Here is a 26,307-nt window from a genome sequence, read left to right as displayed (position 1 = left end):
AGATAACTTTCCATAAAAATATTCCTCAATTGCTTTAAGTTTTAATGCTGAAGAATAAGATTTATTATGTGGTTTATGATAAAACACTGATTCTCCGAATTCTTGATATTTCTTAGCCCAGTTACGTATGATACCGCCTCTATTGCAACTATAACGAATCCCTAATTCTGTACATATTTGATAGATGCCCTTGATACCCGATAGATAATCCTCAACTGCTTGAATTTTATCTTCGGGAGTATACTTATATTTTCGTCCCATAAAAAATACCTCCAAAGTAGATTTTGGTTATTTACCATGTCTACTTTGGAGGTATCATATCATTATTTTGCAATAGCCTTATTTTTTTAAATGCTTTATTTAATTGACTTTTTTAGAATTACCATAAACCAAACTAAAGAAATTCCAAATATAGCATGTGATAAACCAGCAATATGGCTAAGTCCTGAAAAATCTTTACCAGTTACTTGTAAAATACCTCTTGCTACTAATGTTGATAACATATATATTAATGCAACATTGTGGAATATCAACCATTTTCCAAAGTGTTTTACCTCTGATATTTTGAAATTCTTTTCTAATAATAAAACTATTAAGAAAAATAAAAATCCTAACACTAAAACATGTGAATGTACCGCTCCTAGAACTGTTTGTCCCTCAAATCCATTAATCTTAGTAAATTCTCTATAAAAAACTCCTAAAACTAATCCTAAAACTAAATAGAACATTGATAAATTTAAATATTTTTTCATTATGTTTTCATCCACTAATTATTATCTTTTGATATTTATTATTCATTCTATATCTTATTTCTTTTTAAATCAATTATTATTTTATTATATTTATTGTATTTAAAGATTATCTATAGGTAATACTTTAATAAGAATACTTTTAAGGAGGAGATTTTTATGAGAGTACCAAAACATATAGGTATAATCCCTGATGGCAATAGACGATGGGCACTTGGGCAAGGTTTCTCTAAAGATATGGGGTATGCATCTGGTATAGATCCTGGACTTCTAGTTTTCAAGCTATGCCAAAAAGAAAATGTAGAAGAATTAACCTACTATGGTTTTACAACCGATAATGCTAAACGTCCTACAGTTCAAAAAGAGGCCTTTATCAAGGCGTGTATTGATGCGGTTAAATTAATAGAAAAGGAAGATTCTGAAATACTTGTAATGGGAGATAGTGAATCTCCTGTTTTTCCAAAAGAATTACTTCCATATACCACTCGCAGGGTCTTTGGAAAAGGTGGAATTAAAGTTAATTTTTTAGTAAATTATGGATGGGAATGGGATTTAAATGCTTTAAAATCTTCTGATTCTAAAAGAAAAAATATCACAAATAATATTATGTCTAGCGATATTTCTCGTATAGACTTAATTATACGTTGGGGTGGTCGAAGAAGATTAAGTGGTTTTTTACCTGTTCAATCTGTGTACTCTGATTTTTATATTATAGAAGATCTTTGGCCTGATTTTATTGAAAAACACTTTTACGATGCAATAAATTGGTATGATAAACAAGATGTAACTCTTGGTGGCTAACCTTTTTTTATATAGTAAACATTCAAATAAATATCAAGTCAGTATGCTATTTTGCATCATACTTTGTTGACCAGATCTGCCTATAGTACACATTATCAAAGGAACCGGTCTCCTTATCTGATGCAAAATATATGTTTCATCCTGACTTGTTATTTATTTTCATGTACCTAAGTCATCTTTGTAACTTATTGGCTTAGTCAACTTCATAAGCTAAATGAATTATATTAAAGTCATATTTTTTATATCATTAATATTAAATGGAGTGTTTTGATAAACACAATAATTTAACCAATTTCCAAAAACTATGTTAGCACTTCCACGCCATCTTACCATTGGTGTACAATCTGAATTGTCATTTGGAAAATAATTTTTAGGAACATTTATTTTCAATCCTTTTTCGATATCCCTTAGATATTCATCCCTTAATGTATTTCTATCATATTCTAGGTGACCAGTAATAAATATTTGTCTTCTTTCTTTTGTTGCTACAATAAATACTCCTGCATCTTCTGACTCTGATAATATTTCTAATCCTTCTACCTTTTCTATGTCTTCTCTTTTAACTTCTGTATGCCTTGAGTGTGGCGCATAAAATATATCATCTAACCCTCTTGTAATGTCAGCATTAGGATTATTTACCCAATGAGGAAATACTCCAAACATCTTTTCTTTTAGTGGGTATTTTTCAATTCCATAATGATAATATAATGCAGCTTGAGCGCCCCAACAAATATGTAATGTTGAAAATACATTTTCTTTACTCCATTCCATTATTTCTTTAAGTTCATCCCAATATAATACTTCGTCAAAATTCATTTGTTCTACTGGTGCCCCTGTAATTATTAACCCATCGAACTTTTCCCCTTTTATATCATCAAAATAATTGTAGAATTTTTTTAAATGCAAAAGAGATGTGTTTTGAGAAGTATAACTTTTAGTTTGTATCAGCTTTACCTCTACTTGTATTGGAGTATTTGATAAGTATCTTAAAAGTTCATTTTCTGCCTGAATCTTTTTTGGCATTAAATTTACTATAGCTATTTTTAAAGGTCTAATGTCTTGAGTCTTAGCTCTTTCCATATTCATAACAAATATATTTTCACTAGACAAAACCTTAAAAGCTGGTAATTCAACTGGAATCTTAATTGGCAATTATACCATCCCCTTATAAACTAATTAAACCATAAATTGGTTTAATTTTAAACATCAATATAATTTTAGGTTATAAAAAAATATTAAATAATATATACAAAGTACTTAGACTTGATAATTTAAAAATATCTTACTAAAACAAAAAACCTTAGCAAAGAGTATACTTTAAGGTTTACCCAATGCTAAAGTTCTTTTAAAACATATTCTAATTTAAAATTATTTGTCTATTATAAAAACTATAACAATATAGTTTTTATACGTTTGCTCCTGTATAACATGCACCTGTATAAGTTGATGGAATACCTGATATTTGATCTATATAACACATACCAAGAACAAATCTGTTTCCACCTTTTGTAACGCTTACTACAGATTGCCCAACAGTCTCTATAACCACATCTGTTAAAGAAAATCCATTACCTTCTACATCTATATCTATTGCTGTAGTAGGAATAAATGTTTGTAGGTTACATAAAGAATTTTTAACAGTATTTGCACATCGGCTACAAGTATTAGGAATATTACATCCAGTAGGAATAGATACTGGTGTTGTAGTATCAACTCTAAATCCTGAAAGACTACATATAGGATATAGACTAAAATCTCCTTGAGCATCTGCTAAAACAACAGTAAAATCATTTATACATTTAATTACATCATTTGGTCCCCCTACCGATCCTATAGTTGTATTTACTGTTGCTAATTCTATACCAGTTACTCCAATAACTTGTATTAATGCTGAATTCATACCGTCAAGACAACCTTCTTCACCACAAGGACCAGTCGCTCCTGTTGCTCCAGTACAACAAGGACCAGTTGCTCCAGTTGTTCCTGTTACTCCAGTTACTCCAGTTACTCCTGTTACTCCTGTTACTCCTGTTGCTCCTGTTGCTCCTGTTGCCCCAGTTCCCCCAGTTCCCCCAGTTCCCCCAGTTGCTCCAGTTGCTCCAGTTGCTCCAGTTGCTCCAGTTACTCCTGTTGCTCCTGTTGCCCCAGTTTCTCCTGTTGTTCCAGTTGCGCCTGTTGCTCCTGTTGTTCCAGTTTCTCCTGTTGTTCCAGTTGCTCCAGTTGTTCCAGTTGCTCCAGTTTCTCCAGTTGTTCCAGTTGCTCCTGTTGCGCCTGTTGCTCCAGTTTCCCCCGTTGTTCCAGTTGCGCCTGTTGCTCCAGTTGCTCCGGTTGCTCCAGTTGCCCCAGTTGCTCCAGTTGCTCCAGTTGCTCCTGTTGCTCCAGTTTCACCTGTTACTCCAGTTGCTCCAGTTGCTCCTGTTGTTCCTGTTACTCCTGTTGCCCCAGTTGCCCCAGTTGCTCCAGTTGCTCCAGTTGCTCCAGTTTCACCTGTTACTCCAGTTGCTCCTGTTACTCCAGTTGCTCCAGTTGCCCCAGTTGCCCCAGTTACTCCAGTTGCTCCTGTTGCTCCAGTTGCTCCTGTTGCTCCAGTACAACAAGGTCCAGTCGCTCCTGTTGCGCCTGTTGCGCCAGTTACTCCGGTTACTCCGGTTACTCCGGTTACTCCAGTTGCTCCAGTTCCTCCGGTTACTCCAGTTGCTCCAGTTACTCCGGTTCTTCCAGTTGCTCCAGTTGCCCCAGTTCCTCCTGTTGCTCCTGTTGCTCCTGTTGCTCCAGTTGCTCCGGTTCTTCCAGTTGCTCCTTTCCTTCCTCTACGACCTACACAACAACAACAACAATTATCATGACATTTATCATGACATTTATCATGACATTTATCATGACATTTATCATGACATTTATCATGACAATCATCATGACATTTATCATGACAATCATCATGACATTTATCATGACACTCATCATGACAATCATCATTGCAATCATTGTGACAATTATCTCTATATGAAACAATTAAATAAGGTGGGTTAATAACATTTATAGAGCTAAATTTACAGAATAACTCTTTATTTACACCTTCTATTATTATTCCATAATTCTCTTCGCCCTCTTCCCATTTATTAACAATATTACTTATATCTATTTTTATATATCTCCCACTATAGGATTGGTTTACCATAAACTTAGATGACTTATTATAATCAATTTCATGTATGTTACTTAAAGTAACACTATTTGCATCAAGTCCTTTAATATTTCTTTTAACTATAAAATTACTCTCATAACAATTACTATTTGATATAACTTCCTTTACAAATAGATACAAATATGCAGATTTAATTATTTTATATTTTATTTCTGACACATCAAATCTTATTAAAGTTTTATATATATCAAACTCATAACGATTTGTTAATCTAACTCCCGCAAATAAATCTACTGAGTCTGAGAAATTTTTATAAGGTTCTAAACTAGTTACATAACTACTATGCGTAGCCTTTATCTTAATACTATCGTCCAACCCAAACCACCGCCTTAATATTATATTTATACTTATATAATATTAATATGTGCCTCAATATGTTCATAATATATTATATTACGACTATTATATATTAAAATTAATTAACTAATTTTTAGTCACACATTTTTAAATATCTTAATAATAGTCTATTTGACACTATACTTCTTATTAAATATAATGAATAACAATAACCTTGGTATAATATATTACTATTAAATCTTAATTCACAAAGGTTAATTGGTTTAAAGGTGGTTTTATAATGGATAAAATTAATTTTATAGAACAAATTAAAGCAGCTTCAAAAACTGAAACTTGTGACTTAGTCATTAAAAATGTAACTATTATAGATGTATTTCAAAATGATTCTTTTATTTCTGATGTAGCTATTAAGCATGGATATATTGTTGGTATTGGTGAATATAATGGTACTTTTACTATTGATGGAACAGGAAAGTATATTTGTCCTGGACTTATTGATGGACATGCCCATATTGAATCTTCATTAACAACTCCAAAGGAATATTATAAGGCTGCACTTATTCATGGAATAACTTCAATAATTACTGACCCTCATGAGATCGCTAATGTTTTAGGGATAGCTGGTATAGAGCTTATGTTTAAATTAAGTGAAAACATACCCTTTGATTTTTACTTTATGTTACCATCTTGCGTTCCTGCAACTTCATTTGAAAGTAGCGGTGCAGTACTAGAAAGCGAAGATTTATCTCCTCTTTATACTAATCAAAAAGTACTTGGACTTGCTGAAGTAATGAATTTTCCTTCTGTTTTAAATTGTGATGAAAAGATGATAAATAAAATCTGGGATGCTAGATCTAAAGGATTAATTATAGATGGACATGGCGCCGGTTTTGATAAAATAATGTTAAACGCATATACTACTGCTAATATAACAACAGATCACGAATGTCATAATGCAGATGAAGTCATAGATAGAATAAGACGTGGTATGTATGTTTTAATACGTGAAGGTACTGTAGCTAAAAATCTTAAAGAATTAATAAAAGCCACTTCAATTGCTAATAGTAGACGTGTTTGTTTATGTACCGATGATAAGCATATTGATGATTTAATTGAAAATGGAAGCATAGATAATTCGATAAAAATGGTAATAGAATATGGTTTGAAACCAGAAACAGCTATTCAAATGTCCACTTTAAATACTGCTGAATGTTATGGTTTAAAACATAAAGGTGCAATAGCCCCTGGATATATAGCCGATTTCCTAATTTTAGATGAATTAAATACTTTTAAAATAAATTCTGTTTATAAAAATGGTAATCTTGTAGTTAAAGAAAATAAACTTATAAATATTGATGAGAAAGATTCTGTAATAATAAATATAAAAAATAGTATTAATCTTCCTCCTCTATCAAAAGAAAGCTTTAAAATAGATATTAAAGATAAATCTATCTTAAATGTAATTGAAATTATTCCAAACAAGCTTGAAAGTAATCACTTAAGGATTAATATTAACGAAGTTGCTATTAATGATGAGTTTACATCATCTACGACCTTAGATTTATTAAAAGTAGCTGTAATTGAAAGACATAATGCTACTGGCAACATGGGGCTTGGCATTCTTAAAGGTTTAAATATAAAAGAAGGCGCGATTGCTACAACCATTGCTCATGATTCTCATAATATGATAGTTTGTGGCTCTACAGATTCAGATATGCTATTTGCAGTTGAAGAACTTAAAAAAATAAAAGGTGGCATTATAGTTGTAAAAAACAAAACTATATTAGCTTCTATTTCGCTTGAAATTGCTGGTTTAATTACCTCACGTAAATCTGAAGATGTTATAAAAGATATTAACAACCTTAACTTAGCTGTAAATAAAATTGCACCTACTATAAACTTTAATCCATTTTTAACGTTATCATTCCTATCACTACCTGTAATTCCCACTATTAAAATTACAGATAAAGGTTTGTTTGATGTAATTAAATTTGAGTTTATACCTGTTGCAGAATAATTCACCTAAATTTTAACCATAGGAGTGATATTATATTATGAATACTTATAGAGGATATATTGGAACTTATACTAAAGGCGAAAGTGAAGGTATATATAATTTTTCCTTAGATAATACTACAGGACTAATTTCTAATATCAGCTTAGCTTCTAAAATTGAAAACCCAACCTACTTAACAATTAACAGTAACACTAGAAAGTTATATTCTGTTATAAAGTTAAATGATGAAAATAATAACATATGTGGTGGTGTGGCTTCTTTTAATATTAATGATGATTTTACTCTTACCTATTTAAACTCATCCTCTTCCTCAGGAAAGCCACCTTGTTACGTGAGTTTAGATAATATAAATAACACTGTATTTTCAGGTAATTATCATGAAAAAAATATAATTTCCTATAGCTTAAAAGAAACCGGTGAACTTAATAATATTATTTCCGAAATTATTCACAAGGATAAATCTCATATACATTTTGTAGATTTAACTCCTGATAAAAAATATTTATGTGCTGTTGATTTAGGACATGATGAAGTTATTTTATATAATTATAATCAAGGGTTTATAGGTAATAGATTAATTTTAAAAGTTAAAAAGGGATCTGGTCCAAGACATATAGTATTTCATCCAAATGGAAAATTTGCTTATTTAATATGTGAATCCTCATCTGAAATAGTTATTTTATCTTATGACTCAATTTTAGGATTTAATATATTAAATTATATATCTACAGTTCCTGAAAACTTTAATGGTATTAATTCAGCCGCTGCTATTCGCATAAGTTCAGATGGTAAATTTCTTTATGGTTCAAATAGAGGGGATAATTCACTTGTAGTTTATTCAATATGCAACTCTACTGGTAATTTAACCTTAATTAATATTTATAGAACTTATGGTGATGGTCCTAGAGATTTTAATTTAACTCCAAATGAAGATTTCATTGTAATTTGTAATGAACTAACTAATAATCTAACTGTTTATAAGAGAGATATTCTTAATGGAACATTATCACTTGTTCAGAAAAACATTAATGTTCCTACACCAGTATGTATAACTTTTTTATAATTCTCCTTATATTTAATCTATTTATATGGTTATCTTTTCACAAATTTAATATAAATAAAAGCTATCTAAATTTGAAAACTGCATAACTTAGATAGCTTTTTACTACTAATAAATACTTAATGTTCTCTTCAGTATCCCTGTTAAATATGCAATAACTACTCCATAGTTTGTTATTGCCACATTATTTTCTTTGCAGTAGTTTATTCTATTTATCACTGTTTTTCTATTTATCATACAGGCCCCACAATGAATAATTAAATCATATTTTTTTATATCTTCAGGGAAATCACTCCCTACTCTAAATTCATAGTTTAATTCTGCACCTACATATTTATTAAGCATTTTTGGTATTTTAAATCTTCCTATATCTTCATGGGAAATATTATGTGAACAGCTTTCTGAAATTAATATTTTAGAATCTTTATTTAACTCTTCAATTTTCTTTGCACCTTGCACAAATGAGTCTAAATCACCTTTTTGCCTTGCAAATAATATTGAGAAACTTGTTAGTTTAATGTTTCGCGGAACTATCTTATCTACATTTTTAAAAGCTTGTGAATCTGTTATTACTAAATCCACATCTTTAATTTCTTCTAATGCTGATTCTAGTTCTGTATCTCTCACAACATAGCTTTTTATCCCATGATCTAAACAATCTCTTATACATTGAACTTGTGGCAAAATTAATCTTCCCTTTGGAGCTTCAGAATCTATTGGCACAACTAAAATAACCTTACTGTTATAAGGTAGTAAATCTCCAACTAGAGGGGAATCCTCCTCTTCTAGTTCTATTTTCTTAATTAGTTCTTCCTTTAACTTTTCTATTCCCTCACCTGTTCTAGATGATAAAAATATTACATTTTTTAAAATTTCTTTTACTTTATTAAGCTCTTCTACACTAGCTGTATCTACCTTATTAATTACAGTAATATATGGAATATTATACTTCTTAAATCTTAATTTTATTTCATTATAATTTTCTATATCTAAATCATTAATATCCATTACATATAATCCGATATCAGTCTTCTTTAATACCTCTAAGGTTTTCTTAACTCTTATTTCACCAAGTTTGCTTTTATCATCAAGCCCTGCAGTATCAATAAACAAAACTGGTCCAACTGGGATTAACTCCATAGCCTTTGAAACTGGATCTGTTGTTGTACCACGAGTTTTTGAAACTAAGGACACTTCTTGATTTAAAATGCAGTTAATTAAAGATGATTTACCTGCATTTGTTTTTCCATATATGGCTATATGTTTTCTATTTGAGTTTGGTGTACTATTCATGACTCCTCCTAAAGATATAAATCTCTTTCACCTTTTTTAAGTTTTTCTATATTATTTTTAAGAAGTATTTTTATATCATCTCTTTTAATTCTTTCTGATTCCTTTTTGACTAAGGCTTCTGCCTTTTCTAAAATTTCTTTGTCACCATAATCTAAAGCAAATTCCATTAATGTCATCATTGCATTAGGCTCACATACATTTTGTATTTCACCTGATTTTGCAAGCTTCATAAATCTTTCACCAGTTCTTCCTTTTCTGTAACAAGCAGTGCAATAACTTGGAATGTATCCATCATCAAGTAATCCTTTTAAAACTTCTAAAGTTGATCTGCTATCTGAAGTAATAAATTGTTCTATGCTTCCACCTTTTTCTCTTTCTGTGTATCCACCTACCCCAGTGCTTGAACCTGCACTTACTTGAGAAACTCCATATTTTAATACTTCTCTTCTAATTTCTGCAGTTTCTCTTGTAGACATAATTAACCCTGTAAATGGCACTGCTATTCTAATTATTGCTACTAATTTCTTAAACATTTCATCTGTAAGAAGGTTTGGAAAATTTTCTAAAGTCATTCCCTCTGCTGGTTTAATTCTTGGCATAGAAATTGTATGGAATCCAACTCCAAATTTCTTTTCTAAATGCTCGTTGTGCATCATTAATCCTAAAACTTCGAATTTAGGATCTGCAAGCCCAAATAGTACACCAGCTCCAACATCATCAACTCCAGCTTCCATTGCTCTATCAAAAGCTGTTAAATGATAGTTATAATCTCCTTTTAATGATTTTGGATGCATAGCTTCATAACTTGGTTTATTATAAGTTTCTTGGAATAATATATAAGTTCCGATATTAGCTTTCTTTAACTTTTTATAATTTTCAACAGTTGTTGCTGCTATATTAACATTAACTCTTCTAATTTCACCATTTCTATTTTGTGTTTTATAAATTGTATCTAAACATTCTAAAACATACTCAATTGGTGCATTTACGGGATCTTCTCCAAGTTCTAATGCCAATCTTTTATGTCCCATTTTTTCTAATATTTTAACTTCTTGTGCAACTTCTTCTTGTGTTAATCTTCTTCTTTTAAATGTATTACAGTTTTTATATCCACAATAAACACAATTGTTCACACAATAATCACTAACATATAGTGGAGCAAACATAACAATTCTTTTACCATAAATAGATTCTTTTATCTCCCCAGCTATTTTATACATTTCTGATAGTTGCTCTTCATTATCAGTTTCAAGTAAAATTGCTATATCCTTGTGAGATAATCCTTTGCTTTTTTTTGCTCTATTTAATACCTCTTGAATTTCTTCTTTTGTTGCATTTTTTGAACTTTCTAAAACCTCTTCAATATATTTGTGATCTATAAACATACCCATACCGCCTTTTAATTATTATATTTTAGAATATACTTTAAATATTCTAATTTGATTTTCATATAAATGTTTTCCAAATTATTATTTGCTTTTTATATACTATACTCTAATAATCACCCTCTAAAGTAAATGTCCTTTTAACATCATTTTTAATAACTTTTTTAGTTTGCCAAGCTATGTTATCCCCTCTTGTAATTTCCACTTCAAACCCTGCACCTTTAATTCTATTTTCTATGCATAATCTACATTCAGCGGCTTCATCACCTGTACATATTTTTCCATCATATAATGAATATTTTTCCCTAACACTTGTTGGCGAAAGATTTGGCATAACAACATTTCCACCTGCCTTTATTCCCTTTTCTCTCCCCTGTGTATCTATGCTTCCAAGTGCTGTAGTAGATGGAAGTAGCACATCTGGATTCATAAGTCTTATTAATGCTAGCATTGTAGTTGTTTTATCTACACTACCACCAATTTCATTTGCAAGGTTTGTATCCTTATGTGGTATAAATGGTCCTATTCCACACATTTGTGGCTCTAAATCTTTTACAAACCTAAGATCATTAACTAAATCTTTATTTGTTTGCCCTGGTAATCCAACCATAAATCCTGGACCTATTTGGAATCCTATTTTCTTTAAATTCCATAAACACTCTCTTCGATTTTCAAAACTTGCACCAGGATGAAACTTTTCATAAAGTTCTTTAGTTGCAGTTTCATGTCTTAAAAGATATCTATCAGCCCCAGCCTTAAACATTTTTTCATAAGATTCATAACTTCGTTCTCCAAGTGAAAGTGTTATTGCATTATTTGGATATTTATCTTTTATTTTAGTAATAATTTCAACCATTATTTCATCTGTAAAAAAAGGATCTTCTCCACCTTGAAGCACATAAGTTTTATATCCAAGTCTGTCTCCTATATCTGCACAGTCAATAATGTCTTCTATTGTTAATCTATATCTATCTGCTTTTTTATTACTTACTCTAATACCACAATACTCACAATTTTTAACACAATAATTAGTAAATTCTATAAGACCTCTCATATACACTTTATTTCCATAAGTTCTCATTCTAGTAGCATGAGATTTTTCCACAAGATACTCTTTACTATCAACATCTAAATTATCAAGAATATATAATAATTCTTCATCAGTAGTATTATTTGTTTCATATAATTTGTTTATATATTTTTTTATCATCCTAAAACCTACCTTTAATCTTAGGTATCTTCAAAAAAATAATAAGTCCCTATGTCATTCTATTTTTTAAAGTTCCCTTATAATTCTTTTTTACTAATAGCTGTTTTAACCATTACTCCTTCTATATTTCCAAGTTTCCCTGTAAGACTATTTATTTCATCTAAATCTCCAATTACCGTTATTGAAATTACTGATACCCCTTCTTCAAAAGGTATTCCCATACGGCCTCTAATGCTTCCTCTAAAAGTTGAAACAACTTCATTAAACTCTTGTTGGCATTTTTCTGGTTCCTCTAATATTGCACTTACAACTGCTATTTTTTTCATTTTATTATCCACCTCTTTATATCCCCTGTAGCTCTGCTACACAAGATTTCTTTACTTAAAATAATCCTCAATTAAACTAAAAAAAACCTAGCCTTCTAATATATAGAAAGCTAGATTTAAACTCTATTATAAATTGACTTTTTATTCAGCACATCTAAACAAATCACTATTAAAGTAATTTATTACAATCTGCCATCATTGTATAACTAAACCATAGTAAACCTAAAATATTATAAATACTAATTACGGTATATTCTAAAATAACCATCTGATATAATAGCACCTTTGACTGTTATTTTAAATATTCCTAAAGCATATAACATTTATTAATATTATGCTTTCATTATTCAATAAATAATAGTTTCAACTCTAATTGCTTATTATCATAGTTTTCTTTCAGATTAGATTTAGTTATTTAAAAATAATTTATCTTTTCTGTTAGATTAATTTCTAAGTATTATTAAACAAATATATAAAGATTAATCTCTAAACATTTGAATAATAAATATCTATTTATTTATTATATCACTTACAGTCAAATTACACCATTTTTAAAATACACTTTATTTTTCTTTAATTTTTTCCTTAATTAATAAATCTATTTTTTCATCATCATCCATACTACCTATTAAAACTAATTTACCCAAATTCACCTTTATCTTAACTTAATATCTAATTTGATAAATTATTTTCATAACATTCTAAGTCAAAGAAAAATATAACACTATTACTACCACTTTCTACACCAAAGTTACTTCCATGTAACTCTAGAATTATTTTAACTATAAATAGTCCTAGTCCTGTTCCCCCATATTTTTTATTTCTTGATTTTTCACCTCTATAAAATGAATTCCATATATTTTTCAAATCCTCTTCTTCTAATGTAACTCCAAAATTCTCTATAGTAAATTTATATTTTTTTCCATCTAACTCTACTTTAAGATTGATATTCTCTCCACAAGGTGTATATTTAATTGCATTTGTAAAAAGGTTTGTTATAACTTGATTAATTCTTTTTTCATCACCTACAGCAATAGCTTCATCATTTATATCAATATTAAAATTTAGTTTTTTCTTATTTATCATAGATCTTAGTTTATCATTTTCCTTTAAAATCACTCTACACAAATCAAAAGGTTCTTTCTTCAACTTAAATGCTGGTGATTCTAGCTTAGATATTTCTAGCATCTCTTTAACTAAGTCATTCATTTTACCAGTTTCCTCTAATATATCATCATACATTTCTGTGGTGTATATTCCATTTTTTATTCCACCAATAACCCCTTGTATTATAGTAATTGGAGTTTTTAATTCATGAGATATATTTGCCACTAGCTCTTTTCGTTTTTCCTCTTGAATACTTTGAATATTAATATCTTCTTTTAATTTTATATTAGAACTCTTAAGTTCATTTAGAGCTCCTTGTAAATTATCTGAAATTAAGTTTAGGGAGTTTCCTAATGTTCCTATTTCATCCTCTCTATCTACCTCGTAATTATGATTAAAATCACATTCTGATATTCTTTTTGCAACCTTACTCATATCAAGTAATGGTCTTATCATAAATTTAGAATAAACTATTGATATAATTATAACTAGAATTAATATAATAAAAAATATAATAAAATAGAAACCATTCATTGTCCCCATTATATCATTTACTTGAGATAAATTTGAAAATGCTACTACACTACCATTTCCTCTACTCTCACTATTAAGAAGTATTTCATTATCTCCACTTGGGCTCTTTAACTTAGCCTCATAATTTTTATTATTAAGTATATAATTATTTTCATCTAAACTTAAATATAAGTCTATGTTAATAAAATATGATTTACTTTCATATTTTATATTACTAACAACTCCTGAAACATTTATATTACTATTCGATGAATTCAGACTATACGCAGGTTTTAAAATCTCTGCTGCTACATTTAACTCACTTGGCACTATATCGTAAATAGGTTTGATTTCAACATTATTTACAAATATTTTACTTAGAAACACATATCCATAGTCATCAGACATACCATATGTTTCCACCCTATCTCCTTTTTTTACTTTTACATTTTTAAATTGATCGCCTAACACTATTCTATACTCATTTCCTGAAATATCATCATTAACTATAATATTTTCCGATTGCATATAGTCGTTCATATTTATATTTTCATTATAATCTTTTGATCTAAAAGCTAATGTTATTCCACTTTCCTTATTAACTGTCCTTATATAATCCATTATTTTCACTTTATCATTTTCATAATTAAGCAATGTTGAAAATTTATTCACCTCTATCTTTAGATCTTTTGCTTTTTCATTTAAATAATATTTTTCAAAATATACTGTTTGAAAAAATAGTTGTGAAACTACTATACATACTAGTATTATTAAATTCATAAAAAATAATTTGTAGAATATACTTTTTTTAAATAATTTATTCAATATCAAATTTATATCCAACTCCAAACACTGTTTTTATACAATATGACTTATGCTTTAAGCTTTTTCTTAGCTTCTTTATTTGAGAATCTACAACTCTAGTATTTCCATAATACTCATATCCCCATTTTGTTTCTAAAATCTTTTCTCTTGATATAACAATATTTTTATTTTCCATTAAATACGCTAAAACCTCAAATTGCTTAGGCTCTATTTCTATTTTTTCTTCATCTATATAAACTTCTACCTTTAATTTATCTAATTTTATTCCATTGTATTCTAATATATCTTCTTTAATATTTTGTGACATTGAATCAATTCTATTAAGTAAAACCCTAGATTTAGCTATTAAAATATCTATACTAAATGGCTTAGTTATATAATCATCTACGTTTAATTCATATCCCATTAATATATCCTCTTCCTCAGACCTTGCAGTAACCATAATCACGGGAACATTAGATTCCTTTCTAATCCGTCTTAAAACTGTAAAACCATCTAGCCTTGGCAACATAACGTCTAATATAATTATATCTATACTTTTATTAAACATTTCAATGCCTTCAACACCATCCTTAGCACTATAAGTATTAAATCCATTGTGACTAAAATAATCACAAATCATTTTATTTATCTTCTCCTCATCTTCAACTATTAATATATTCTTATTATTCATTTTGATCTCCACCTTATACAATAAATATATCACAAAAGTCTATCTACAATAATATCATCTTATACTTATATACTAATATAAATGTAACCTTTTACCCTTAATAGTCACTAAAAAATCACAAATTATTCACTATAAATTTTTAGACTAGATTTAAATTTAATCTAGTCTAAAATTAATAATATATTTTTTCTATTCATCTTAGGCACTTTCAAATAAATACACCAAAGGCGGGCAGGGCCATAGACCAATTTGCTAGTCTATTTTCAAGTGCCTTATTTTCGTAATGCTACTGCCGGTTCTGTTTTTATTAACTTCATATTTATAACATATGATATTCCTACCGTCAACACCAGGTTTAATCCCATTAGAATTAAATATGATACTACATTTAAATCTAATTTATATCCAAATTGCATTACATATACAATATCTAACACCTTAAATAAAAGTATTGATGTAACTATTGATAATGCTGAAAAATACAAACTTTCTTTAACCATTATTTTTTTCATATTTCTCATAGAATATCCTAATGCACCAAGTAATCCTACCTCTTTATATCTTTCTATAGAAATTTTATAAAGCATAACTACACTTATTAAAATTCCTATTATTAATATTAAATATGATAATACTGTGTATAATTTTATTAGACTAGTAAAAGAATCTTGGAAAGCTTTAATATCTAATGATTTTGTAAACACGCTTATATTATCAGCTTTAAGTTCTTTATCAACAGATAGAATATCATTAAAATTTTTCACATCAAAGGATACTGCTGCTGGATTATTTTCATCAATATTATATTTACCATATATATCTTTCTCCACATCTGTACTTACTATGAAGTCTTGATACGAAGAGTTACTTAACCCTGATACTGTTAACTCTACCTTCTCTATTTCATTGTTTTTATTGCTATATTCAAGATATATTTTTTCGCCTATTATATCTTCTATATTCGACCTCATCCTATTAGCTATATTTGATGAAATTACAATTTCAAAACTTCCATCCCTTGGCATGTCTCCATAAGCCATAGTTTCTTTTGAAGTTGCTGTTGGAACCTTAATTATCATATCTAAATTTTTATTATTATAAATAATTTTAAGATTCTCTAGTTTATATTGATAATATACATCCTCCACTCTATCCATAGCATTTAACTTATTAAATATAGATTTTATATCTTCATTAACTATTTTACCATTATCATATACAGGCACTTGTCCTTTATTATAAAATATATTATTCTCTTTAAACTCATTTATTAAATTATTAGTAATATTTTTAGATGCTAGTGCTCCTACAAATGCCACTGATCCAAATGCTATTATTAGCGCTGCTACTATAAACTTAACCATATGAATTTTAAAGTTTTTTAAGCTTAACTTCATTGCAGTATTATTACTTAGTTTAGGAATCAAAGCTTCTTCTTCAACACTTCCCTTATGTCTTAAATCATTTCCCTCTTCATATTCTAAGTTTTTATCTTCATATTCTAAGTTTTTATTTTCTATAATATTCACATCTGAATAAACTTTTATATTAAAATTATCTAATTCAATTACTTCATCTGCATAAGCTGCAACTTCCTCATCATGTGTTATTACTACAACTATTCTATCTTTAGATATTTCCTTTAAAATCTCCATAATACTTTTAGTAGCTTCACTATCTAATGCACCTGTTGGTTCATCTGCTAAAATTATTTTAGGATTATTTACTAAAGCTCTTGCAATTGCAACTCTTTGTTTTTCTCCACCACTTAAGGTTTCTATACTTTGATTTATTTGTCCTTTAAGTCCAAGTTTAGTTAAAAGTTCTACTGCCCTTCTCTCTTTTTCCTTTTCACTTATACTATCATTTAGATGTATTCCCATTAATACATTTTCCAATGAAGTATAACCTTTCAAAAGATTATACTGTTGAAAAATAAACCCTACATTATTAAAGCGATATTTACATAATTCATCCATACTTAAACTATTAATATTTAATTCATCTATAATAATATCTCCACTATAATCTCTATCAAATCCAGCTATTAGATTTAATAAAGTTGTTTTACCAGACCCACTTGGTCCTAAAAAACATGTAAATGAATTACCCTTAAAACTATAATTAGTATTACTATATATTTTAGATTCATCAAAATTTTTACTTAGATTTTTTAAAGTAATCATTATCTATCACCTGTACTTAAATTATTTTTCACCTTCGTATTAGCGCATATTAATGATGCTATAATGCCCATAATAATTCCTTGAATTAAAATTATAAATATTCCGAGCATTATACTTTCAATTCCTGATGCTGACATATTAAACATTTTTCCTGAAAAATTATTTATTACTGGTGATGCTACTATAAATATAGCTATTGATAGTAGGGATGTTAATAGATACTCTACTATGCTTAATTTAAATAAACTTTTATTTGAATATCCATTGATTTTAAGGATTGCATACTCTGATTTTCTTAAATAGGAATTTATTAATGTTACTGCTAATGTAACAACTATTGCTACAATTGCTATTATTAATGATATTGAACTCGATTGTTCACTTGTAGTGTTACTTATTTTAAGTATATCTTTTACAGATTCAAACTGTCCCATAGGTGTTATTCCAAGCTTATTCATTTCTTCAACAATTGGCATAATATCCTTCACTTCTTTAACTCTCATTTCAAAAGATAAATTAGTTGTGCTGCCATTAGATTGTTTTTTTAATTCTTTAACAACTGCCATACTATAAATAAATGAATCTTCTGGTTCAAATAAAATAATCCCACCCTTTTCATCCTCATATTTTACTGTTGAATCTATTACTCCTACTATTGTTAAATCATCAACTACAACTTCTTTTTGCAATGGTTGTCCTGATGACCAATCAAATGAAATACCTTTAACAGAAATTTTAGTGCCCACAACATCTTCTGACTTTAACTTTAGTCTTTCAATAACTAATTTAGGTATTGCCACTTCTCTTTTACTTTGATTTGGCATTGCACCATAAACTAATTTTTCCATACCAGGGTAGTTACCGCTATTTTCAACTTTATAATTACTCTTTATTCCATTAATTGAAATAACCATATCTGAAATTGGCTCTCCCACTATAAAATGTTCTATTCTTGAATCATTCATATACTTATCAACTAAACTTGATACATCTTGCTTTACATCTATATTACCACCATTTGAAGAATTATCTCCACTAGTACCACCTGCACTAGTAACACTAATTGGCACCATTATATCTCTTAGTTTATCACCTTTCTCACTTATTAACTTATCAATAATTTCCCCTTGCTCATTAACTATACTTCCACTAAAATTTAGAAGTAGAAAATATGATGACATTACTAATATTAGAGAGGTCAACACAAATTTAATTCCAAGGCCTTTAAAATTTTTGAACCCTTGAGAAACTGCACCTACAAATGATAACTTAGGTTTTATAACTGATTTTTTAACATTTGCTATCTTTTCTGTAGCTGATTTAGAAATTGCTTCTATTTGACCACCTTTTAAAAGAAAAGTATTACTTTCATTATCAACTAACGACTTATCATGGGTAACTACTATAACTATTTTTTCTTTAGATATTTTTTTTAAAGTGCTCATAATAACCTTTGATGATTTACTATCTAAAGCTCCAGTAGGTTCATCTGCTATTATTATATCAGGATTTTTCACTAATGCTCTAGCTATTGCAACTCGCTGTTTTTCTCCACCGGATAACTTTCCTACATTTTTTTTAGCAAGTTTTGCAATGCCTAATCTAGTAAGAATTATATTAACTTGTTTATTCTTTTCATCTTCACTTAAATTTGATAATTCTAAAACTAACTTTACATTATCTGCTACTGATAAATGATTTAAAAGCTGAAAATTCTGCCATATAAATCCTACTGAATTATAATAATACGAATCTAATTGGCTTTTACTAAAACTCTTTAAGCTCTCACCTTTAAAAAATATTTCTCCATCAAACTCATTATCAATACCACTTATTAATTTTAAAAGAGTAGATTTACCACTACCAGATGAGCCTAATATAAAATTAATGCCTCCATTAAACTCTACATTAATATTATTTAAAACCTTAACCTCATTAAATTTCTTAACAATATTTTTAAGTACTAACATTTCACTCTCTCCTTCACCTTAATCTTTTTTCAGATTTTCTAAATATAATATCCCATATATTTATGACAGTGAAATGTATTAGTTATGACTTTCATGTGCCCTTTTTCATATATACCCACCTCAAAAAAATGATACTCCTTGACCCTATGTTAAGGTCAAGGAGTATCTATGTTATTCAATAAATAATAGTTTAAACTCTAGTTGCTTATTATCATAGTTTTCTTTCAGAATAGATTTAGTTATTTTTTTAATTAGTTAATTGTCTTAAACAAGTTTTTAAATCGTCTTCTGGAGTGCTTATTGGTCTAATATCAAAAGTATCTACTAAGTATTGTAATACGTTAGGTGTTATAAAAGCTGGCAGTGTTGGTCCTAAGAATATTCCCTTTATACCTAATGATAATAATGCTAAAAGATCTGCTACTGCTTTTTGTTCATACCATGATAATATAATTGATAGAGGTAATCCATTTACATCTGTATCAAATGCATCTGCTAAAGCTGTAGCTATTTTAACTGCTGAATATGCATCATTACATTGACCTATATCTAATAACCTTGGTAACCCAGCAACTTCTCCAAAGTTTAATTTATTGAATCTATATTTACCACAAGCTAAAGTTAATATAATACAATCCTGTGGTACCATTTTAGCAAAATCTGTGTAGTAATTTCTTCCTGATCTTGCTCCATCACATCCACCTATTAAGAAGAAATGCTTTATTTTACCATCCTTAACAGCTCCGACTATTTCATTTGCATGAGAAAGTGTAGCTTTATGTCCAAAACCTACTAATATTTCATGTTTTTCTTCATCTTTTTCAAACCCTCCAAGTTCTAGGGCTTTATTTATAATTTCAGTAAAATCTTTGTAACCATCCTTATTTTTGGGAACGTATTTTATAGCATCCCAACCAACAACACTAGTTGTAAATATTCTATCTTTATAACTTGGTCTTGGTTTCATAAGACAATTTGTAGTCATTAATATACATCCTGGAATATTATCAAATTCTTTTTGTTGATCTTGCCATGCTCCACCAAAATTTCCTACAAGATGTTCATGTTTTTTAAGTTCTGGATATCCATGTGCTGGTATCATTTCTCCATGAGTATATATATTTATTCCTTTTCCTTTTGTTTGTTCTAAAAGCATTTGCAAATCATTTAAATCATGTCCTGAAACTATAATAAATGGACCCTTTTTAACCTTTACATTTACCATATGAGGAGTTGGATTTTCATAAATAGTAGTGTTAGCTTCATCTAATAATCGCATTACCTCAACACTAATTTCTCCAGTTCTCATTGTCATTCTAATTAAATCTTCTAATACAAGTTTATCATTAGTTGTTGCTTCAAGACCTAAAAAATAAAATTGATCTACTTGCTCACTATTATATTTTATAGCTCTTGCCTGATGTCCATAAGCTGAAACACCTTTTAATCCATAAACTATTGTTTGTCTTAATGAACGTATATCTGCATCTACCTCTTGGTCATACATAATACCTGCTTTTTTTGCATCTTCAAGCATTTCTTCTTTTGTATTACTTAAGTTATATGTAGCCTGCACTGGGTAGTTATCACTATATTTAGCTTTTTTTCTTAACCCTTCTTTAATTTGTTGAGATTCCTTTAAAAGTTCTACATGAACCTCTGCATCAAAATTTACATTAGTTAAAGTTGTAAATAAACAATTTTCAACAAACTCAACTATTTTTTTATCTATAATTTCTCCTTTATCAATTAAAGTCTTTGCATAAATGCTAATTCCTTTTAATTGATAAACGATCAAATCTTGAAGACATGCAACCTCTGGTGTCTTTCCACAAACACCAATCTTTGTACAGCCTTTCCCCCCTGCTGTTTGCTCACACTGATAACAGAACATAGGATTTTCCATAATCACAATCACTCCTTAATTTATTTATCTCATAATTATTTATCTCCTATTAAACTAAACTTATTCCTATAACAACTAATTTTTTAAACTTTTGACCCCTTACCCCTTTAATAAATCCAAGAAACTCTGCCCATTTTCTGTTTTATCTCCATTGAAAAAGTCGCTAACAGTTGCTCCAACATCACCTAAAGTTTTACGTTCTCCAATATTAATATTTTTTGCAGTTTTATTATAAATTAATAAAGGAACCTGTTCTCTTGTGTGCTTTGAATGTCCAATTGTAGGATCATTTCCATGATCTGCTATAACCATTAATAAATCATCCCTACTAATTAAATTCATAAGCTCACCTATATACTTATCTGCTATCTCCAAAATTTCTGAATATCTTTCTACACTTTCACAATGACCTGAAATATCAGTTTCTTGAATATTAGTGCATATAAACCCATTGTCTAAATTTTTAAATTCACTAATTGTTCTTTTCATTATTTCTTTTGTATCAACCATTGTAATACTTTTCCCCTTTATATTAGTAACTATATCTGCTACTTTTCCTATTAAAACAGACTGTATTCCCCTATCAGTAAGAATAGTTTGAACTTGTTTACTATAGTCTACACCATAGCCTAAATGTATACATCTATATCCATTTTTATAAACTCCTGTTTTTGGAGTATCTAATCCTATATATCCATTTCCTTTTGATAAAGTATTATCTTTTAGATCCTTTAACTTTACATCTTTCCCACCAAATACTATTACCCTTGAAGCCTTAGCATATTTTCTTGTAATTTTTCCAACCTCTAAAGCTTCTTCAAACTTAATCTCATCTAAAATAGTTGTTACATTATAAGCTTGACCTAAATCTGTATCTATATTATCAGCTATTACTATTCCATCATTTATTATTAAAATATAGTCCTCACCACTATAATACTTTTCTACTTTATACTCTTTTTGTAAAAGGATTTTCTCCAAATCCACTATTATAGATTTTAAAGGTTCATTAATAGGCTTTAATGGAATACTCCCCATTATCTCTTGATGACCAAAATAAGTATCTGCACCATAATGCATCAAGTTCATCTTTCCAACTACTGCCTCTTCACTATATTTCATATTATCACTTTCATATCCCATAAGATTCATTATCCCTAATTTTTCAAGAGATTTTAACCTTAAACTTTTATTATCTTCCAGGATATGTCCAAAGGTATTTGCTCCTATATCTAAAGGTCTTACCTTATAAACATCATCCATATACCCAATTCCAAATCCATCTAAAACTATTACAACCACTTTACTCATAGCTATACCCCTTTAATAAGTTTCCTTGGCTATCATATCTGCCTATTATTTTTCCTTTCCCACTTTGTATTCCTTCTACTAATACAACTGTACTTCTTGTAACAAAAATTTGAGTTCTAAAAGCCATGATAACAGTATCTCCTATATTAAATTTTTCCTCTAAAGGTAGATAATAATCAATATTTTCTAAAGGAATAGATCCAATTTTTGTTTTAACACTCTCTTCTAAACTTTTACCAACTAATGCATTTTTTAGATTTCCTCGTGGATAAAATCCACCTCCATAACAATATGCTTTACTATATATATTGTGCGATATCTCAGTTACATAAACCATTGCAGGTATCTCTTTTGCATCCTCTAACTCATTAATTGGGATTGTACCCGTTAATCCATGCCCTGGCTCTCCTTGTGTTCCCCCACACTTTCTTATTTTTTCCAAGGTCTCACAACAAGTTAAAGATGGTACATTCATTTCTGTAATATTTATTTCTGCAATGTTATTTAATATTTCTTTAGCTTTTTGCAAAGTTTTTATATTTTCTGTTGAAATTATTTCTTTATTCTCTCTATCATATATAAAACATGGAAAAGAAGTAACTCCAACTAACTTAACATTACTACAAGCTACTATTTCCTCAGCTATACCTTCTAATTCATTTAAATTTAAACCACCATATTGCCCCGGATATTTAATATCCTCATCTGAAATAACTTTTAAAAATATCTTCTGTATTTTATTTAGCTTTTTTGCTACATTATTTATTTCATGTATTTTATCTAATGAATATGAGGTTATATATTCAACACCATATTCTATTACCTTTTCCATAACACCTTTAGGAATTTGTCCTATATGCCCACAATGAGCTATAGGAATATTATTTTCCATCATAACTAATGCTTCTTGAAAATCAACTACTACTGCACCCTTATATCCCATTTCTATTAATTTCTTAGCAATCCACGGATTTCTACCTATTTGTTTAGTCATAAAAAATAATTCTATATTATTTTTGTCTGCTTCACTTTTCATAATCTCTGCATTTTCAAGTAATATATCTAAATCAATTACATAAGTATTAGGATAAATTTCCCCACTATTATGGAACTGAAACGCTGCTTTCACAAGATTTTTATTTCGTTTTATAGTTTTATCTAAAAACAATTTCCTCACCCCATTATTCTTTGAATCAATATATTTTATTTTGTATATTTACTTTAAGCGTATCCAAATAAACAACTAATCATTGTCCTTTACTTATTAGTTATTTTAATTCAGCTTAAAATAACTAATTCTTATCTATTACTCTAGCAATATTCCCACCAATTAACTTAGATAGTATCTTACTATCTACCCCATTAATTTTTAGTTTACTAATGAACTCACCTAATACAGCTGTATAACCTGTACCATTGTTAATTTTCAAATGTGATTTTCTAGTTAAATCCTGCGATAAAACTATTTTATCTTCATATCCCATTTCTAAAAGCTTTAATAGGTTGTATAATCTAACATCATCGTCTAAATAACTATTTTTTGATATTGTGTCAAAAGCCACATTTACACCACTAGATAATATTTTCTCAATAACCTTATAATTTCTATTTAAATCAGAATGTCCAATAATCACTTTATCTAAATTTATCCCACTTCTACTAAACAACATAGCTTGTTCTAATCCCATTGTTCCTAAATCACAATGTGTTGTAATTGCTGCTCCGGTTTTTTCGCTTGCTATAATACATGCATTAAACACCTTTTTTTCCAGCTCTGTAATTGTATTTAAACTAGATCCTATCTCTCCAATTATTCCGGCTCTAATATTAGTATCATCAATTCCGAAAGTTAGCTCTTTAATCATTATTTCTGCTATTTTCTCTTCTGCATTATCGCGAGCTTTATTATCATAATATTTTTCCATGTAGAAACCTGTACTTGCTACTATATTAACCTTAGCTTTTTCCGATATATATTTTAGCTTTAAATGATTTCTTCCCATACCTTCATTAGTTACTTCAACAATACTTTGTAATCCTAGCTTTTTTCCATAGCTTATCTCATTAATCATAGTTTTGCAGTTATCTAATACTGAATCTTGCTCATTCCTAATTAGTGATAAATCTATTATTATATGTTCATGTGCTAATGTGATTCCTAATTCTTTCTTATCAATTAACCCACATACTGTTTGTATCATTTTATCTCCTCCTATACTAAAGAAATAATCTTTGCCCCTATCACTACAATTATCATAGCTAACGGCCCTATAACTACCTTCATTACTTTTAGTTTAATCTTTTTATTTAATATTATTAGAAGAATAAACATTGTTATTCCTAATACCCCACCGGTTTTAAAGGTAACTAATGCCCCTCCAATTATAAGAGATATTTCTAAAATTTCCATCATTACAGTTCTTATAACATCTGCTAAATCTCTTAATTTCGGATATGTGTTAATAAGTTTCCATATTAATTTTAAAACCTTTTTATCTAAAAATAATGTTAATAAAAAAACAATTAAAAATGCACTAATTGAATTAGGTGCAACATATCCAACTGTAAATGTAAAAATTCCAATAATAGAATTAACACCCGTTATATTTATAGTAGTAATTACAAAAGGTAGAAATGCTAAAATTCTTATTAAATCTAATATTGCTCCTTGAATATTGGCTTCCTTTAATATATAAGCTTCTGACATAATATTATTGTTTAACATCATGAATAATGTTGGCTCTGATCCTCTAACAATTCCAATATTCACTACAATAGCTAAAAGCCCTGATAATATTGATATTAATATTGCTTTTTTATTAGAAAGCTTACTATCAAAACTCCAAGTATAGCTTATCTTTTCTAAACTTTTACACATATTAATAGTTATAATTACTAATATGATAGTGGCAAATATAAATGTAATAGAATTAGAATATTCATAAACATAAATATGAGTAATTATTTTCACTATTAAAGTAGCTATGCCACTAAGTATTCCTTTTGTCTTCCCAAAGAATCTGTATATAACCACTATAGGTACTAATGAAATTAGTATTATTACACTTCTAGATAATAATTCTAAACTACTTAAATCTATTCCTACAAAATTTATTAAAGTTGTAAAACTGTATAATAGTATTGTTAATGATACTCCAAAAACAAATCCACACCCAAAGGCATTTTTTTTATTTTTAGAATAAATCCCTATAATATCTGTAGGTAAAAATAGTATCCACGGATTTAATGTAGCTGTAAGGGCTGAAATTATTATTCCTAAAGAAATTATAAATCCCTTTGACATGTCAAAAGAAATCTTAGTTAGCTCCTTTTTATCCATTCTTCCATTTATAACCTCAGGTAATATAGGACGAACTCCATCATTGAATACTCCTATTCCTCTATTTGTTATAATAGCGGCTAACCCACAAATTATCCCCATAAGAATAGAAACACCTGCAAAATAATACATT

20 protein-coding genes are annotated in these 26,307 nt (G+C 28.7%); 3 read left to right on the top strand and 17 right to left on the bottom strand.

The window, feature by feature from the left end; all coding sequences use genetic code 11:
- Positions 1 to 261, bottom strand: a 261-nt coding sequence (locus BLS77_RS14005) for a transposase (protein ID WP_139164846.1), incomplete at its 3' end; no start/stop codon positions are given.
- 95 nt (positions 262 to 356) lie between these two features.
- Complete coding sequence (locus BLS77_RS14000) at positions 357 to 752, bottom strand: DUF2871 domain-containing protein (RefSeq protein ID WP_089971148.1); 396 nt, start codon at positions 750 to 752, stop codon at positions 357 to 359.
- 156 nt (positions 753 to 908) lie between these two features.
- Between BLS77_RS14000 and BLS77_RS13995 the strand changes: the two genes are divergently transcribed.
- A complete protein-coding gene (locus tag BLS77_RS13995) occupies positions 909 to 1,550 on the top strand; it encodes an undecaprenyl diphosphate synthase family protein (protein ID WP_089971146.1) in 642 nt (213 codons plus the stop codon).
- 219 nt (positions 1,551 to 1,769) lie between these two features.
- Here the strand turns inward: BLS77_RS13995 and metA are convergent, their stop codons facing one another.
- Both metA and BLS77_RS19520 read right to left on the bottom strand, forming a co-directional pair.
- Positions 1,770 to 2,702: a homoserine O-acetyltransferase MetA gene (gene metA, locus BLS77_RS13990; RefSeq protein WP_089971142.1), complete on the bottom strand. Its 933-nt coding sequence runs from the start codon at positions 2,700 to 2,702 to the stop codon at positions 1,770 to 1,772.
- A 253-nt stretch (positions 2,703 to 2,955) separates the two neighbouring features.
- The gene (locus BLS77_RS19520; protein ID WP_139164845.1) at positions 2,956 to 5,070 is read right to left on the bottom strand and encodes a DNRLRE domain-containing protein; all 2,115 of its coding nucleotides are present in this window, start codon (positions 5,068 to 5,070) and stop codon (positions 2,956 to 2,958) included.
- 262 nt (positions 5,071 to 5,332) lie between these two features.
- Between BLS77_RS19520 and ade the strand changes: the two genes are divergently transcribed.
- Both ade and BLS77_RS13975 read left to right on the top strand, forming a co-directional pair.
- Complete coding sequence (ade, locus tag BLS77_RS13980; RefSeq protein WP_089971139.1) at positions 5,333 to 7,069, top strand: adenine deaminase; 1,737 nt, start codon at positions 5,333 to 5,335, stop codon at positions 7,067 to 7,069.
- A gap of 37 nt (positions 7,070 to 7,106) precedes the next feature.
- A complete protein-coding gene (locus BLS77_RS13975) occupies positions 7,107 to 8,132 on the top strand; it encodes a lactonase family protein (protein WP_089971136.1) in 1,026 nt (341 codons plus the stop codon).
- A 105-nt stretch (positions 8,133 to 8,237) separates the two neighbouring features.
- Here the strand turns inward: BLS77_RS13975 and hydF are convergent, their stop codons facing one another.
- The 13 genes from hydF to BLS77_RS13910 all read right to left on the bottom strand — a co-directional run bounded on the left by hydF (position 8,238) and on the right by BLS77_RS13910 (position 26,306).
- Positions 8,238 to 9,422 (bottom strand): [FeFe] hydrogenase H-cluster maturation GTPase HydF, encoded by a 1,185-nt coding sequence (hydF, locus tag BLS77_RS13970; protein WP_089971134.1) that lies wholly within the window; start codon positions 9,420 to 9,422, stop codon positions 8,238 to 8,240.
- An 8-nt stretch (positions 9,423 to 9,430) separates the two neighbouring features.
- Positions 9,431 to 10,807, bottom strand: a complete 1,377-nt coding sequence (gene hydG, locus BLS77_RS13965; protein WP_089971132.1) for a [FeFe] hydrogenase H-cluster radical SAM maturase HydG — start codon at positions 10,805 to 10,807, stop codon at positions 9,431 to 9,433.
- A gap of 109 nt (positions 10,808 to 10,916) precedes the next feature.
- Positions 10,917 to 12,017: a [FeFe] hydrogenase H-cluster radical SAM maturase HydE gene (gene hydE, locus BLS77_RS13960; RefSeq protein ID WP_089971129.1), complete on the bottom strand. Its 1,101-nt coding sequence runs from the start codon at positions 12,015 to 12,017 to the stop codon at positions 10,917 to 10,919.
- Between the two features lie 77 nt (positions 12,018 to 12,094).
- On the bottom strand, positions 12,095 to 12,343 hold the full coding sequence (locus BLS77_RS13955) for a TM1266 family iron-only hydrogenase system putative regulator (RefSeq protein ID WP_089971126.1): 249 nt from the start codon (positions 12,341 to 12,343) through the stop codon (positions 12,095 to 12,097).
- 672 nt (positions 12,344 to 13,015) lie between these two features.
- On the bottom strand, positions 13,016 to 14,743 hold the full coding sequence (locus BLS77_RS13950) for a sensor histidine kinase (RefSeq protein ID WP_175490864.1): 1,728 nt from the start codon (positions 14,741 to 14,743) through the stop codon (positions 13,016 to 13,018).
- A gap of 37 nt (positions 14,744 to 14,780) precedes the next feature.
- Positions 14,781 to 15,461 carry a response regulator transcription factor gene (locus BLS77_RS13945; protein ID WP_089971119.1) on the bottom strand — a complete coding sequence of 227 codons (681 nt, stop codon included), beginning with the start codon at positions 15,459 to 15,461 and terminating at the stop codon, positions 14,781 to 14,783.
- Positions 15,462 to 15,733: 272 nt separating this feature from the next.
- A complete protein-coding gene (locus BLS77_RS13940; protein WP_089971117.1) occupies positions 15,734 to 17,647 on the bottom strand; it encodes an ABC transporter ATP-binding protein/permease in 1,914 nt (637 codons plus the stop codon).
- The gene (locus tag BLS77_RS13935) at positions 17,647 to 19,617 is read right to left on the bottom strand and encodes an ABC transporter ATP-binding protein/permease (RefSeq protein ID WP_089971114.1); all 1,971 of its coding nucleotides are present in this window, start codon (positions 19,615 to 19,617) and stop codon (positions 17,647 to 17,649) included. The genes BLS77_RS13940 and BLS77_RS13935 overlap by 1 nt, the downstream gene beginning before the upstream one ends.
- Before the next feature lie 247 nt (positions 19,618 to 19,864).
- Positions 19,865 to 21,523, bottom strand: coding sequence for a hydroxylamine reductase (gene hcp, locus BLS77_RS13930; protein ID WP_089971111.1), 1,659 nt, complete (start codon positions 21,521 to 21,523; stop codon positions 19,865 to 19,867).
- Positions 21,524 to 21,622: 99 nt separating this feature from the next.
- Complete coding sequence (locus BLS77_RS13925) at positions 21,623 to 22,834, bottom strand: phosphopentomutase (protein ID WP_089971108.1); 1,212 nt, start codon at positions 22,832 to 22,834, stop codon at positions 21,623 to 21,625.
- The gene (locus tag BLS77_RS13920; protein WP_089971105.1) at positions 22,827 to 24,002 is read right to left on the bottom strand and encodes a YhfX family PLP-dependent enzyme; all 1,176 of its coding nucleotides are present in this window, start codon (positions 24,000 to 24,002) and stop codon (positions 22,827 to 22,829) included. Before BLS77_RS13920 ends, BLS77_RS13925 begins: the two co-directional genes overlap by 8 nt.
- Positions 24,003 to 24,126: 124 nt before the next feature.
- Entirely contained in the window at positions 24,127 to 25,035 is a 909-nt protein-coding gene (locus BLS77_RS13915) for a phosphotriesterase family protein (protein WP_089971103.1), read from the bottom strand.
- An 11-nt stretch (positions 25,036 to 25,046) separates the two neighbouring features.
- Positions 25,047 to 26,306 carry a YhfT family protein gene (locus tag BLS77_RS13910; protein ID WP_089971100.1) on the bottom strand — a complete coding sequence of 420 codons (1,260 nt, stop codon included), beginning with the start codon at positions 26,304 to 26,306 and terminating at the stop codon, positions 25,047 to 25,049.
- Position 26,307 lies beyond the last annotated feature (1 nt).

The sequence above is a fragment of the Clostridium gasigenes genome (assembly GCF_900104115.1).
GTDB lineage: Bacteria > Bacillota > Clostridia > Clostridiales > Clostridiaceae > Clostridium > Clostridium gasigenes.
The sequence above is the reverse complement of the archived record's forward strand: the minus strand, read 5'-3'. Positions and strand labels throughout refer to the sequence as shown.